This window comes from Lactococcus taiwanensis (assembly GCF_017068355.1).
Classification (GTDB): Bacteria; Bacillota; Bacilli; order Lactobacillales; family Streptococcaceae; genus Lactococcus; species Lactococcus taiwanensis.
In genome coordinates, this window is sequence record NZ_CP070872.1 from 1,452,936 (window position 1) to 1,467,436 (window position 14,501).

Genomic DNA, 14,501 nt, shown 5'->3' on the forward strand with positions numbered 1-14,501 from the left:
TAAACCAATGAACTTGCATGATTTCGAGTATTTTAACGCCCTCGGGAACCTTCTTTCCTTCACCGCTGTTTCCAACTATTTCGGTGTCAGTCAGCCAACTATTACCTACGCTGTAAAAAGATTGGAACAATATTATAACTGTGATTTAATATATAAGGATCGATCCCATCGTACTGTGGTTTTAACAAATGAAGGAAAAATCCTCAAAACACATATTGAAAATATCTTGGATGAACTGGCACTGACACAACGCGCCATTGAACACTCCAAAAATCGTCAGCTCCATGTGGGCTTCCCTCCTATCATTCGAGCAAAAATCCTTTCCCAACTCTTACAAAAAAAAGAGGCCATTTCTTTTCTTGCTCATTTTGACTTGATTTCAGGTGGTTCTGAAGAATTATTATCGAAACTTCTAAGCGGACACATCGACTTTAGCCTAATTGGTAGTATCACCCCATTGTCATTACCTAATTTAGAAGTCAAGCGCCTTTACAAACGAGAATTTTACATTTTTGTATCTAAGGAGAATCCTTTAGCTAGCCGTAAAGAAATTTCTTTTGAAGAAGCATTAGAATATCCCTTCATTCTTCTCGATGAAAGTTTCGTTCATATGGAAGCCTTTAAAAATCTCAATGATAAATATAAAAGAAAAGCAAAAATTTTGCTAAATTTTTCCGATATCCAAACTATCGGTCAACTGGTCAAATCCGACGTAGGAATCACTTTAATGACCGATTTTCTCCCTTTTTCTGATATGGAAAGTATTGTTAAAATCCCACTTATCCCAGAGGATAAACAAATTTTTTATGTCCAATATGCCTACCTTAAAAATACAATTATCGGTGAGAATTTACAAGCATTGATGGCACTGCTAGATGAGCTAGATGAAGAAGGCTCCTTATCAACGCCTTTGTAAAAGCTATAAAAAAAGAAGTTGAATCAACTTCTTTTTTTTGTGTTCATCACTCCAAGTTTATTGTTTTTTTCTTCGGTTTAAGATAAGAAGCAATGCTCCAACGAGAACAATCATCCCTCCTAAGATTGACAGTAAACGATAACGACTACTCTCTCCTGTACTTGGCAATTGTTCTTTCGTCACACTTTTCGAAGTAACTGGTGTGGTAGAAGCGTGCTGCGTTTGTGAGATTTTAACAGTGGGATATTCCTTCCGGATTTCTGTAGAAGGTGTTGACGTCGAACTCACAGGTACACTCGGTCTTCCGGGGATATTGGGAAGATCAGGGAGTTGCGGTACCGTTGGAATCTGTGGTAAAGTCGGAACCTCAGGTTGATCTGGGAATTGTGGTATAGCTGGAATATCTGGTATAACCGGTGGCACAATAATTGGTGGATTCTTCCGATAGACTACTATTTTTTCAATATTTGGTGTATCAGCTGTAATTCCAGTGATTTCTGAAATCACTTGTTGGCTAGGGGTGTAACCAGTTATTTTTGGTGAGCTTACTGCTGAAAAGCTTGTTCCATTATCTGCTTGCCACGCTCCGTAAGTAAGTTGACCTGTTACCTTATCTGTAGTAACTGTGCGCGTGAAGCTAATCGGAAGTGCTTCATAATCCGTTGCCGCTGGGCTACCATCGTCATAAACATAGTGAATTTTTTCGTTCACTACTTTTTGCTCAGTTGTACTATCAGTAGCATGGGTCAAATGGACCTCGAAAACTTGCGGTGTATCTGTAAATTTAACATCGCCAGCCGCTGTGTAAGCATCAGAAACTTTCTCATAATTCTGTTCCAGATAGCTTTGAATTGTTTGTGCAGTGGTGTAATCTACTGAATCACCTGTTCCACCAGTTAACTCTTTTGTTGTTAAGCGTTCGCCAGTTACATCATCAAAATAATTAACTGTGATGGTCCCTTGATTACGCTTATAAGTGACTGTTTTGACAATGTCTGCTGTATCTGCCGTGATATTTGAAATTTCAGCAATCACTTTAGAATCAGGGGTATAACCTGTCACTGTGGGTGAATTTACGGCTGCAAAGCTTGTTGCTCCATCTGCTTGCCATGCTCCATAAGTGGCTTGCCCCGTCACTTTATCTGTGGTTACTGAACGGCTAAAGGTAATCGGAGTCGCAATATAGTCCACAGGAGCTGTTACTGCATTGTCCTCAATAACATAATGAATAGTTTCATTGACTTCTTTTTGTTCCGTGGTTTGGACCTTTTCATGTGTTAAGTGGACTTCAAAGTGTTGTGGGGCATCTGTAAAATGAGCATCAGCAGGATAATTATCGGAAACTAATTCATACCCTTGATTAAGGTAACTTTGAATAGTGTCCGCGGTGCTATAATTTGCGGGATCGTTAGTGTTACCCGACAAGGGCTTGGTGCTTAAAATTTGTCCTGTTACATCATCATAATAAGTTACATCTATTGTCCCTTGGTTTCGTGTATAGACGTAATTAACCACTTGATCATTGGGGGTATAGCTTCCGGTGGTCGAGGCACCAGTGACTTCTTTAAAAGTATATCCAGGAATTTCTTGTTGTTGTGTTGTATAAGCTGTCGCAATATCACCATTTGTTGTGATAGGATCAGCTATGGGATTTCCTGCTTCATCCACATAATTAGCAGTAACCGTACCTTGGGCAACGGTGTAGCTAAATACGATATTACGTAACTGTTGCAAGTTCCGATAAGCGCCTGTAGAAGCCGCTATAGCAAAGGACATTGAGGTGTTATTGCCAATCCAATCCGATACATTCCGGGACCACGTTTGATTATTGTAAGTCACGGTCATCATTTTAGTCGCTCCAGTATACGTAATTGTAAATGGAATAAAAGTATTATTTGTAGGTTGTGCAATGGCTTGTGAACCAGCTGATTGCGTCACAGCTGTACCTGTTGTTCCGTCTACAAAGGCACCAAAAGATTGACCATTGGCGTATTGTTGGGGGTCAGCTAGTGCGCCAGAGGAAGGTGTACCATTATAGTAAGTGTCTAATTTAAAACCAAAGGCTCCTGTCAAAGAAGCAATCCCAAGACCAGCTCCTGTGCTCCCCACATCATTGGTATTGCCTGGGTGAAACAGGAAGCCGATTCCGTCTGCACCCCCTTGGGCACTGGACTTATCCCCCAAATTTACCAATCCCGTGAAGCTAAAATCTTCTGCCATGTCAATCTTCGTTTTTAAGGTCACATTACCAGATTGATTCACTGTATTTGAAGTAAGGGTTTGAGTATAAGTTGTAGTATCGTAGGCAAAATTTGCTGCTGAGCCATTTCGTTGAAAGTACTCTAAAAAGTTAGTGGGTAATACTGTCACTTCTCTTGTCGTTGCTGCATAAACTTTAGTTCCCCAAAGGGGGGTGGGGGATTGATTGACTAGAATTCCTCCTCCACTTAACAATGAGACTGTCCCAATTGTCAATAAGATCGACTTCTTTTTCATTCGTTTTTTCTCCATTAAACCGTATGTTAAATATTACATCAATTTAATATTATTCTACTACAAACGAAGACATAAAATGGAAATTTTGTACTGAAAAAATTACGTGTTTTATTCTTACGTAATATTAGAAGCGTTTCCAATCTTATTAAGGCTTAGCGAGCACTGCGCTTTTTATATTTTTAAAGCATGGCTGCTATCAAAAAAGATTTCATTGTCTTCGTAAAAAAAGTGCTATAATTAAAGTCGAGTTGTCATTTGAAACAGGAAAATTTTTACCAGACCAACTGCTCAGATGATAAAAATGTAGTAACGAATAAAGAATGGAGTATAAATAAAAAGATGAATATAAATGATTTTGACTTTGATTTACCAGAGGAGCTCATTGCTCAAACCCCTTTAGAAAAACGTTCAGAATCTCGCCTTCTGGTTTTAGATCCTAAGGATCATGGACTTCAAGACAAGCATTTTTATGATATTATTGATGAACTTAATGCAGGAGATGCGCTTGTTTTAAACAATACACGGGTACTGCCTGCGCGTCTTCATGGTGAACGCGCTCATACGGGAGGACATATCGAACTCCTTTTGCTCAAAGACTTGGGCGGAAATCGTTGGGAAACCCTTGCTAAACCTGCGCGTAAAATGAAAGTTGGCGAAGAAGTAACTTTTGGTGATGGGCGCTTGAAAGCTGTCGTGCTTGAGCTTTTAGAACACGGTGGTCGTATTGTAGAGTTCAAGTATGAAGGGATTTTCCTTGAGATACTGGAAAGCCTAGGTGAAATGCCCCTCCCACCCTATATTCACGAGCAACTGGAAGATCAAGAACGTTATCAAACAGTTTACGCGAAAGAAAACGGTTCAGCTGCTGCCCCCACTGCTGGTTTACATTACACCCCTGAGCTTTTGGAAAAAATTGCCGCTAAAGGGGTAAAAATCGTCGAGTTGACCCTTCACGTTGGTTTGGGTACTTTCCGACCGGTCAGTGTTGATAACGTGGATGAGCATCATATGCACAGTGAGTTTTATCGCTTAACCGAAGAAGCTGCTGCTGAATTGCGTGCTGTAAAAGCTGCCGGTGGAAAAATTGTAGCTAGTGGAACAACCTCCATTCGTACTCTAGAAACAATCGGAAGTAAATTCGATGGCGATATTCAAGCTGACTCAGGCTGGACTGATATTTTTATCAAACCAGGCTATGACTGGAAAGTGGTCGATGCTTTTAACACAAATTTCCATTTACCTAAGTCAACATTGGTTATGCTAGTTGCCGCTTTTGCTGGGCGTGATTTTGTTTTAGAAGCTTACCAACATGCGATTGATGAACGCTATCGTTTCTTTAGTTTTGGTGATGCAATGTTCGTTCGAACAAGAAAATAAAAAATTTAGCAAAAAAATTACTGACAAGTCTGTCAGTAATAGGAAAGAATATTTTCTATGAGTTTTCTTAATTTGGTCATGATGCCTGACTTTATCAGCGTCATCTCTGATGGACAAATCACCACAGCAGATAATATGACCCAAAGTCATTTTAAAAAATTTGAAACAAGTCCTGCTGGCTTTGTCGTAGGAATTACAGGATTTGAACAAATCACAAATCGGATTCGTAAAAAATTTTTTTACCAACCCAATTTAACATTTAATCAAGCAAAAGAATTATTACAAAACGAGCTTGACCACCTGAAAACGAAGCAGATAAATTTTGGACAGGATCTTTGTTTCAATGCCTTACTGGCGGGATTTCCTCAGTCACTGACAGGCCCGTCAGAGCCTGAAGCCATTAGTTTTCACATTGCTCAACAATCCATCCAAACCAAAACCTATCATAAAGCAGCTGTGCTTTCGCTTCTGCCCGATGATATTGACTTTAATCCTAATAAAATTATCACAGAGAATCTACCAAAACATAGCCACGCAAGCTTAAGCCTTCACGTTCAAGGCCTTCAACGCAATGCTCTTTATAAGGTTGCGGAGGCCTCTGCCACAGTAAACAAAGTGGTTTTTCAAGAACTGATCAGACCCTCAGCGCACTGATAGAACTGTCAGTAAATATAAAAATAAAAAGACTGCTTAATCAGTCTTTTTTTCATCATTTTTTGTTTGTTGAGCTTTTGACAAAGTTAATTTCCCATGCGGATTATATTTTTTTAATAACGCATCGATACGTTCATCCGTCCAATAGTCCGCTGAAGCAATAAAATTTCCGTCTTTATCTCGGTCACCAATAATCTTAAATCCCATTATTGTTCTCCCAAATTACTTGAATTAATCTACGAATTCAAACTCAAATTTTTGAATGCGTACATAATCGCCATCCTTGGCTCCCATTGAACGAAGGGTTTCATCAACACCCATTGCACGCATTTGGCGAGCAAATTTCATGACTGATTCATCGTGGTCGAAGTTAGTCATGATAAAGAGTTTTTCAATCTTCTCACCAGATAAACGCCAGCCACCATCATCATCACGTGAAACTTTAAATGGTTTTTCTTCTTCTTCAAAGCCGTAATAAGCTGTCTCATCCGCTAATTCATCTTCGTCATAAAGTAAGAATTCTGGTGTTTGTGCAAGTAATTCACTTGTGCGTGCAAGTAAACCTTGAAGTCCTGTTTTAGTCAAACCAGAAACTTCAAAAATTTCAGGCATTTCTTGATCAGGCCCCAGATCGGCAGCCAATTTTTCTTTAAATTCAGCTAAACGTTCGGCAGCTTCTGGCATATCCATTTTGTTGGCAACAATAATTTGTGGACGTTCCATCAAACGTAAATTGTAAGATTCTAATTCATCATTGATTGTTTTGTAATCTTCGTATGGATCGCGGCCTTCCAGTTCTGACATATCAAGAACATGAAGAAGAACGCGTGTACGTTCAATATGGCGCAAGAATTGAATTCCCAGTCCTGCACCAGAATGTGCGCCTTCAATCAATCCTGGCATATCTGCCATAACAAAGCTATCTCCATAACCGACTTGAACCATTCCGATATTAGGAGTGATGGTTGTGAAGTGGTAAGCGCCGATTTTAGGACGCGCATTTGAAACAACGGATAATAACGTTGATTTACCAACAGATGGGAAACCAACTAAACCAACATCTGCTAAAACACGAAGTTCCAAAAGTAGAATTTTATCTTCTCCTGGTTCGCCATTTTCTGCCACCTCAGGTGCTGGGTTACGTGGTGTGGCAAAACGAATATTTCCACGACCACCGCGACCGCCTTTAGCAACTACAAACTCTTGATCTTTTTCAATCAAGTCAACTAAAACATCACCAGTTTCGTTATCTTTAACGGTCGTTCCTTGAGGAACATGAACAATCAAATCTTCGGCTCCACGACCGTGCATTCCTTTGTTCATCCCTTTTTCACCTGGTTTACCACGGAAAATGCGGTTATAACGGAAATCCATCAAAGTTGACATTCCTTCATCAACTTTAAAAATGACAGAGCCACCTTTACCCCCATCACCACCGGCAGGTCCACCATCTGGAACATATTTTTCACGACGAAAAGCAACGGCTCCATCGCCACCTTTACCTGCTTTTACCTCAATTCGTGCTGTATCTAAAAATAAAGACATACAGTTTCTCCTCTAAATTCTCTTTAATATTTCGTCATTTTCTTTATCTGCCTCTCTCAAAAAGGGATAGATTAAGAAAACGGATTGAGCGAGGCTGAAGACAAAACCTTCACTCCCCGTCGCACTGCGCTAATTTCTAATAGATCATACGCTTAGAAATTACTCTAATCCTTACTATTCACAAAAATGCGTGCTCTCTATTATAGCATTTTATCTGTTGTTTTTATAGCCTGCCTTATAATAAAAAGTGATAAAGAAGATTTATCACTTTTACTTTTATTCTGAAGCGGTGGTAGTTGAGGCTTCTGTTGTATCTGTAGAACTTTCTGTTGTTTTCTTCTCTTTTGCTGAAGAGGCAGCTGCTTTTGAAGAGGAAAGTTGGGAGAGATAAGCCTGATAGGCTTCTTTTGGTTTTGTATAGATACTTGCTTCCATATCAACTACTTGTGGCGCTTCAATTTGTTTCGCGATACTCGGATAATAAGGGAGCTTTTCAGACATTTGGCTGAGCGGAACACGCACTTGGTTGCCATCACTCATATCAATCGCAATAAAGTCCGGTGTCGCATCTGTTGGCGTCTTTGTGACCGTGGTCATGAGCGCTCTTAACTCTGGTTTGAGTTTTTCAGAAGCTTTGACAAAAAGCTTCACTTGCTCATCTGAAAAATCCTGTAAAACAGGGAGCTTCTCAAGTTTTGAAGTATCAACAGGTGTCGGAATAACATAACCGTTGCTCAAAACAATATAGTCCTTATCATTGCGTTTCACATAAGCACTATTAGAATACTCCGTTACAACAGCTTCAAAATGGTTGGGAAAACGAAAGGTGATGTTAACCGAAGCAATTCGAGGAAATTCTTTTTCAATCTTTGTTGCAATAAGCTCTTTATTTCTTAAAATACTAAATATGCTATCTCCAGTTTTAAGTTGAGAGGCGACAGCAACTTGCTCTGGTGTCTCGCTTTTGTTGCCGGAAACTGTGAAACTCCCTATCTTGCTTAAAGGTGATACCGCATAGACTGCACCTAAAAAAACAAGCAAAGCAATCACAAAAGCAGGCCACAATTTTTTAAAAACCTGACCTGAACCCGCAAAGAAAGAACGGCGGGGCTTACGTAATTCTTCAACTTCCTCAGCAGTTTGTTCTAATTTTGAAAAAATAATTTCTTCTTGGCTTGCTGATGGTGCAGATGTAACTTCTTCTTCAGACAGGGCTTCATCAGAGCTTTCCGCTTCGTTAGTTTCCGAAGTCGTCGCAGAAGCTTCTTTCTTTTGAAAAGGCGAAGTAAAACGACTCTTCTTCGGCGTATTTTTCTCTTCTTCTAATTTTTTTTCTGCTGCTTTACGGCGCTGATATTCAAGATTTTTTTCTTGCCAAGGGGTTAATTTATTTTCATTTTCACTCATCGACTTATTTCTTTCACAAGTTGGTAAAGGCGTTCACTTGCATCAGGAACACCTGCTTTGCGGCTTGCAGCTTGCATTTTTTGGTAACTTTCATTGTCTTCAAGAATCGCTGATATAGCCTCCACCAAGCGCTCCCCAGTCAGTTCGCCATCAGGAATAATCTGAGCCGCGCCTTGATCAACATATTCTTGCGCATTTTTGGTTTGTTGATCAGCAGTTACGTTAGGGCTTGGGACATAAATTGCTGGTAAACCAAGAGCGGTCACTTCTGCAATGGTGGTTGAGCCAGAACGTCCTAAAAAGAGATGACTCTTACTTAAAAGTTCGGTCATATTATTAATGTAAGGCCGAATATCAAGGTTAGCCGCCGTTTTATATTGCTCAAAAATAGCTTTGTAATCATCATAGTAAATTTCGCCTGACGCATAAACAGTCTTAAAAGGGCGTTTAGCCAGTTCTGGCAATGCTTCAATGAAAGCTTTGTTAAGTTGCAAAGCGCCACGTGAACCACCAAAAATAACAACGGTAGGCTGTTCAAATTTTTCAACTTGCGAAGCGGCATCTGCCACTTCTTGTGCCCGAGGATTTCCTGTAAAAGTCGTTTTTTCAGCAGGGAAGTACTCTTGTGCGGCGTGAAAACCTACAGCAATTTTATCGACACGTTTGGCCAAAAAACGATTGGTAATTCCTGGGAAGGAGTTTCCTTCGTGAATAATTGTTGGAATTTTCAGCTGCGCAGCGGCATAAACCACTGGACCCGCCACATAACCACCGGTTCCCAGCACCACATCAGGTTTAAATGCTCTCATAATTTTTTTAGCATCAGAAACTGACTTTACAAATTTATAAGCTGTTTTGAGATTTTGAGGGCTTAGTGAGCGACGCAATCCTTGAATATCTACCGTTTTCAATTCAATTCCTGCTGCAGGGACAATTTTAGCTTCTAGTCCTTTTTTGGTTCCAATATAGAGAACCTCAGTATCTGGTTCTTCTTGTTTTAAATACTTTAAAAAAGCAAGCGCTGGGTAAATATGGCCGCCTGTACCGCCGCCTGTAATGATGATTCGCATATTTATTTTTCTCCAATAAGGTTGGGGATATTGAGTTTAACTCAAAACTCGTTTTTCTTTAAAAATAGCTTACTGACCACTCTGTCAGTAACTTTTAGTTAAAAGAAAACTATTCTACAACTTTGATTTTCTTAACACTTAAGCCTTTTTACTTTTTATGGCTTCAAAAGTGTTAATGAACAAGTCTCCTCGTTCTTCGAAGGTTTTGTACTGATCCCAACTTGCACAAGCGGGGCTGAGTAAAATCGTATCACCTACTGAAGTTTTCGGGAAGATTTCTTGCAAAGCCGTAGCGACATTTTCGCTCTCCATTACTGTAAGATTAAGCTTTTGAGCGGTTGCTTCAAGTTTCGCTGCAGTTTCGCCAAACACAACCATCCCCTTCAAGCCTTCCAAGTCTTTTTCTAACGCTTCAAAGCCATTGCCACGATCTAGGCCTCCTGCTAAAAGCCAAAGCTTACTGTTGTCAAAGCCTGAAAGTGCTTTTTGCGTGGCCAAGATATTGGTCGCTTTGCTGTCATTATAAACTTTGCGTCCTTGGACTTCGCCGAGGTATTGCAAACGATGTTTAACACCAGCAAAAGTGGTCAAAACTTCCACAATTGCTTCGTTTTTCGTGCCGCGTAATTTTGCAGCAGCGAGCGCTGCTAACGCGTTCTCCAAGTTATGTTCTCCTGGCAAAGCAAGGTCAGCAACTTTCATAATGAGTTCATCATGATAGTAAATATTGCCCTCTTTGGCATAAGCGCCAGCTACCTGCTCTTTGGTTGAAAAAGGCACAACAGTGGCTTTTGTTTGGTCAGCAAGACGACGACACTTTTCCTGATTAAAATTCAAAATTAAATAATCATCAGCCGTCATGTTCTCTTGGATGCGCCATTTTGCTGCTTCATAAGCTTCTTGTGAGCCATGATAATCTAAATGAGCAGAAAAAAGATTAGTGATCATCGCAATTTTTGGACGGAAAGTCTCAATTCCCATCAATTGAAAACTTGAGAGTTCCATGACCAGCGTATCCGTACTGACAGCCTTGTCAGCAACTTCTGAGGCTGGGAAGCCGATGTTACCTGACAATTTAGCAGACTGACCATCAGCATTGAGCATATCAGCAATCAAAGTTGTAGTCGTCGTTTTGCCATTTGTCCCCGTGATCCCAATGATTGGCGCCTCACTGATTAGATAAGCAAGTTCTACCTCAGTGATTACTGGAATATGGAGGGCTTCAGCACGCTCAACCATCGGATTATCATAACGAATACCTGGATTTTTAACCATCAATGCAAAATCTTCATCAAGTAAATCAATCGGATGACTGCCTGTAATAACCTTGATTCCTTCTTCCAAAAGGCGTTGTGCTTCTTTATTTTCAGCAAATGGTTTTCCGTCATTAACCGTAACGATTGCTCCCAATTCATTTAACACCAGCGCCGCAGCCATACCTGAACGAGCCAATCCTAGCACTAAGACTTTTTGATCTTTAAATTTCGTTATTTTTTTCATTTTCTATTCCTTTTTAAGTTGAAAGCTTGCCAGACAAATTGATTAGCTGGTATCTACTGCCAACTTTATCTTATCTATTTTACCCCTAATTGACCTTTTTTTCAACAGTCCTCTTTACTGACAGAGCTGTCAGTAAGATTTTAACTAGGAAATAAAAAAGCTGACCACTGGTCAACTTCTTTTATCTACAACGCTCGGCGATCTTCCTCTCCTGTCCGAATTCGAACCACACGCTCTATCGGTTGGATGAAAATCTTTCCATCTCCCACTTCACCCGTCCTCACCGCTTGAGTGATGACCTCAACAATTTCATCGACATGCTCATCAATAGAGACAATTTCTATTTTTATTTTAGAGAGCAATGTCGTTTCGATACGCTGACCTCGCAAATATTCAGTAAAACCTTTTTGCTCACCGAAACCTAACACTTGCGACACTGTCATTCCATGAACCAGGTCATGATCGCCCAGTGCCTTTTTTAAGTCTTCTAATTTTTCTGTCCGAATAATGGCTTCAATCTTTTTCATTTTTTTCTTCCTTACTTTTACCTAAAAATTTTACTGACCGCGCCGTCAGTAAAATTATCTTATGAATCCAAACCTAAGAAGGTTGGATAAGCAGTTTCTTCGTGTTCACTGTCGTCAAGTCCAATCGCTTCAGCACGGTCAGATACACGAATTGGCATAAACAAGGCAATTACTTTAATAATGATCCAACTCACAAGAGCAGTGAAAATAACGGTGAAGACAACCGCAGATACATTAGCCAAAAGTAATTTCCCAGAGCCATAGATTAAACCAGCGTATCCTTTTTCTGGTGCCAAAGCCGGCGTTGCAAAAATTCCTGTCATAATTCCGCCAAACATCCCGCCAATACCGTGACAACCAAAAGCATCTAAAGCATCATCATATCCCAATTTCTTTTTAACGACAGAAATCATAAAGTATGACAAAGGACTGACCAAAAGACCAATAATCAATGACGACCATAAAGAAACAAAACCAGCGCCTGGAGTAATGGCCACCAAGCCAACTACCGCACCAGAACAAGCACCAACAATTGAAGGTTTACCAATCAATATTTTTTCAACAATCATCCATGAAAACATTGCTGCTGCAGCTGCTGTATTAGTCGTCATAAAAGCGTTAATTGCCACACCATTGGCAGCAAGCGCTGACCCAGCATTAAAGCCGAACCAACCAAACCATAGGAGACCAGCGCCCAAAACAACAAAAGGAATATTATGTGGACGATAATCTAAACGTTCGTAATCTCGACGTTTTCCAAGCACTAACGCAAGTACAAGTCCTGTCACCCCACTTGAAATATGAACAACATCTCCACCTGCAAAGTCAATCGCATGTATTTGAGCCAAAAATCCACCGCCCCAAACCATATGAGCCAAAGGATAATAAACTAAAATTAACCAAGCAGTCATAAAAATCAAAATTGGTGTAAATCTCATTCTTCCAACAACAGATCCCGTAATTAGAGCTACTGTGATAATTGAGAACATCATTTGAAAACCAGAAAAAAGGCCATCTGGAATATGATTAGCAGGAAAAAGTGAATTTTTAGCCATATCCACGCCATTCATAAACAAATGGTTGAAATTACCAACCCAACTATTACTTCCTGAAAATGAAAATGAAAAGCCGATAATTACCCATAAAATAGAAGCCAGAGCCATTGGTGCGAGCGACATCATCATGGTGTTTAACACGTTTTTTCGGCGTCCAAGTCCGCCATAGAAAAATGCTAATGCAGGCGTCATCAAAAATACCAATGCCGCACAAATTAAAATAAATGCCGTTGAGCCTGTGTCCATAAAAATACTCTCCTTAAAAGAACGCCAAAATAAATTTATCCAATTTATTCAGAATTTATAATGATGTAATAAAATATAACATAAAATTCCAGAAAAGGCAATTTTATTTATCTGTTCATGTTAGATAACCTGACACAGGCAAGAAAAAAAAGAGTTACCCTAACGATAACTCTTTAATCTACACGTTCTCCTAAAACCAAACAATGCTCCTACTTTTCTAGCAGATTACATTATTTTAGGAAATCTTAAAGTAAAGGTGGAACCCTTACCAAGTTCAGAAGAAACTTCAACCGCCCCTTGATAATTTTCAGCTAAGCGAGCCAAGATTGATAAGCCAAGACCCGTACCACCAATCTCCCTATTGCGCGCCTTATCCGCTCTAAAGAAACGTTCAAAAAGATGTTCAATATCTTCTTTGGCAATCCCAATCCCTTGATCAGTTACGCTGGTGATCACGTAGTCCTCATCTTCCGTAAGTTTGATCACTACATTCTTACGATCATCAGGCGAGTACTTCACAGCATTATCCAACAAGATTCTTAAGCCCTGTTCATAATGATTTTCAGAGATTCGTGCATGAGTGGGGTAAACCAATTGATTATCAAATAAGATTTCAAAATCTTCATGTAACAACTGAAAATTTTTCACAGCCTGCTGACAAACTTTACTTACATCACTGTCCAACTCACTGCTAGACAAGTCCACATTTTCAAGGCGTGCTAAAGCCAACATTTCTTCTAACATTTTCTTCATCCGTTGCACTTCATCCAAACTCGCTTGAAGTGACTCATCTAGGATCTCAGGATCATTTTTTCCCCAACGATTTAGCAAATTAATATGACCATCTAACACAGCTAGTGGCGTTCTAAGTTCATGGGAAACATCCGAAACGAAGCGTTTTTGTTGCTCCAGATAATCTTTCATCTTCTGCATCATATCGTTATAAACATTTGCTAACTCCTCAATCTCGTCTCCACTCGTTATAAGAATCGGCTCGAATTCATTTTTAGGATTATTCGCCATCTTTTGCATTCCCTGATGGAGTTTTTCAAGAGGTTTCATAAAATAATTCGCCATGAAATAGCCAATGATTTGCGCAATAATTAAAGCCACGATTTCCAAAATAAGCAGTGCAATCAAAAGAAGATTAGAAATCCGGTGATAGGTGGTTGTATCATAGAAGGCCTGAAGATAACCCACTACTTTACCAGTAGATTTTGATATAATGCGTCGCTCCACCAAAAATCCTGGGTGGGAACCTTCCACCTCTTTAATTTCATTATCCTTCAGATTTTGTTTTTCAAAAATATGTCGATTTGTAGCATATAACAGCTGGCCATTAACATCGTAGATATAGAAAGCCTTGCGTGTTCCCACAAGGCTTGTCAGAGTCATCCCCGTATCATCTCCTTGAATCTGTGCCGTATATTCAAAAAAATTATTTAAATTATCGGCATCTAAAGGAACTTTGGACTCTTCCAAAATCTGGTCTACGCTATCCATTGACTTCAGTAAAATACGCTGCTCTTCTCTGATGAATGAGCTGATGGTCAGCTGATAAGTCAGAGTAGCAAATAAAGTAAAGGTGATAAAACAAAAAACGGTATTAGCAAAAGCCCACCTAAGCATAATACTTCGCTTAGCCGCGCTTTCCTTTACCGTTTTCTTTTTAGTATCAAAAGTGAATATTTTTTTCATCATAACTACG

12 protein-coding genes are annotated in these 14,501 nt (G+C 39.7%); 3 read left to right on the plus strand and 9 right to left on the minus strand.

The window, feature by feature from the left end:
- Positions 1-7 precede the first annotated feature (7 nt).
- Positions 8-916 carry a LysR family transcriptional regulator gene (locus JW886_RS07145; protein WP_205871701.1) on the plus strand — a complete coding sequence of 303 codons (909 nt, stop codon included), beginning with the start codon at positions 8-10 and terminating at the stop codon, positions 914-916.
- 57 nt (positions 917-973) lie between these two features.
- On the opposite strand, the gene JW886_RS07150 is transcribed toward JW886_RS07145, so the two are convergent.
- Positions 974-3,412 (minus strand): lectin-like domain-containing protein, encoded by a 2,439-nt coding sequence (locus tag JW886_RS07150; RefSeq protein ID WP_205871702.1) that lies wholly within the window; start codon positions 3,410-3,412, stop codon positions 974-976.
- Positions 3,413-3,751: 339 nt separating this feature from the next.
- On the opposite strand from JW886_RS07150, the gene queA reads away from it, so the two are divergent.
- Both queA and JW886_RS07160 read left to right on the plus strand, forming a co-directional pair.
- Positions 3,752-4,789 carry a tRNA preQ1(34) S-adenosylmethionine ribosyltransferase-isomerase QueA gene (queA, locus tag JW886_RS07155; RefSeq protein ID WP_075525442.1) on the plus strand — a complete coding sequence of 346 codons (1,038 nt, stop codon included), beginning with the start codon at positions 3,752-3,754 and terminating at the stop codon, positions 4,787-4,789.
- A gap of 57 nt (positions 4,790-4,846) precedes the next feature.
- Complete coding sequence (locus tag JW886_RS07160) at positions 4,847-5,443, plus strand: hypothetical protein (protein ID WP_205871703.1); 597 nt, start codon at positions 4,847-4,849, stop codon at positions 5,441-5,443.
- Between the two features lie 36 nt (positions 5,444-5,479).
- Here JW886_RS07160 and JW886_RS07165 read toward each other — a convergent pair whose 3' ends face one another.
- The 8 genes from JW886_RS07165 to JW886_RS07200 all read right to left on the minus strand — a co-directional run bounded on the left by JW886_RS07165 (position 5,480) and on the right by JW886_RS07200 (position 14,491).
- Positions 5,480-5,650, minus strand: coding sequence for a hypothetical protein (locus JW886_RS07165; RefSeq protein ID WP_075525440.1), 171 nt, complete (start codon positions 5,648-5,650; stop codon positions 5,480-5,482).
- Positions 5,651-5,674: 24 nt separating this feature from the next.
- Positions 5,675-6,988, minus strand: coding sequence for a GTPase ObgE (gene obgE / locus JW886_RS07170; protein WP_200407172.1), 1,314 nt, complete (start codon positions 6,986-6,988; stop codon positions 5,675-5,677).
- A gap of 276 nt (positions 6,989-7,264) precedes the next feature.
- Positions 7,265-8,395 (minus strand): cell division protein FtsQ/DivIB, encoded by a 1,131-nt coding sequence (locus JW886_RS07175; protein WP_205871704.1) that lies wholly within the window; start codon positions 8,393-8,395, stop codon positions 7,265-7,267.
- Entirely contained in the window at positions 8,392-9,465 is a 1,074-nt protein-coding gene (gene murG, locus JW886_RS07180; RefSeq protein ID WP_075525437.1) for an undecaprenyldiphospho-muramoylpentapeptide beta-N-acetylglucosaminyltransferase, read from the minus strand. Before murG ends, JW886_RS07175 begins: the two co-directional genes overlap by 4 nt.
- 138 nt (positions 9,466-9,603) lie before the next feature.
- The gene (gene murD, locus JW886_RS07185; RefSeq protein WP_205871705.1) at positions 9,604-10,965 is read right to left on the minus strand and encodes a UDP-N-acetylmuramoyl-L-alanine--D-glutamate ligase; all 1,362 of its coding nucleotides are present in this window, start codon (positions 10,963-10,965) and stop codon (positions 9,604-9,606) included.
- A gap of 185 nt (positions 10,966-11,150) precedes the next feature.
- Positions 11,151-11,492, minus strand: coding sequence for a P-II family nitrogen regulator (locus tag JW886_RS07190; RefSeq protein WP_075525435.1), 342 nt, complete (start codon positions 11,490-11,492; stop codon positions 11,151-11,153).
- A gap of 59 nt (positions 11,493-11,551) precedes the next feature.
- Positions 11,552-12,793 (minus strand): ammonium transporter, encoded by a 1,242-nt coding sequence (locus tag JW886_RS07195; RefSeq protein ID WP_205871706.1) that lies wholly within the window; start codon positions 12,791-12,793, stop codon positions 11,552-11,554.
- 225 nt (positions 12,794-13,018) lie between these two features.
- On the minus strand, positions 13,019-14,491 hold the full coding sequence (locus JW886_RS07200) for a HAMP domain-containing sensor histidine kinase (protein WP_075525433.1): 1,473 nt from the start codon (positions 14,489-14,491) through the stop codon (positions 13,019-13,021).
- Positions 14,492-14,501 lie beyond the last annotated feature (10 nt).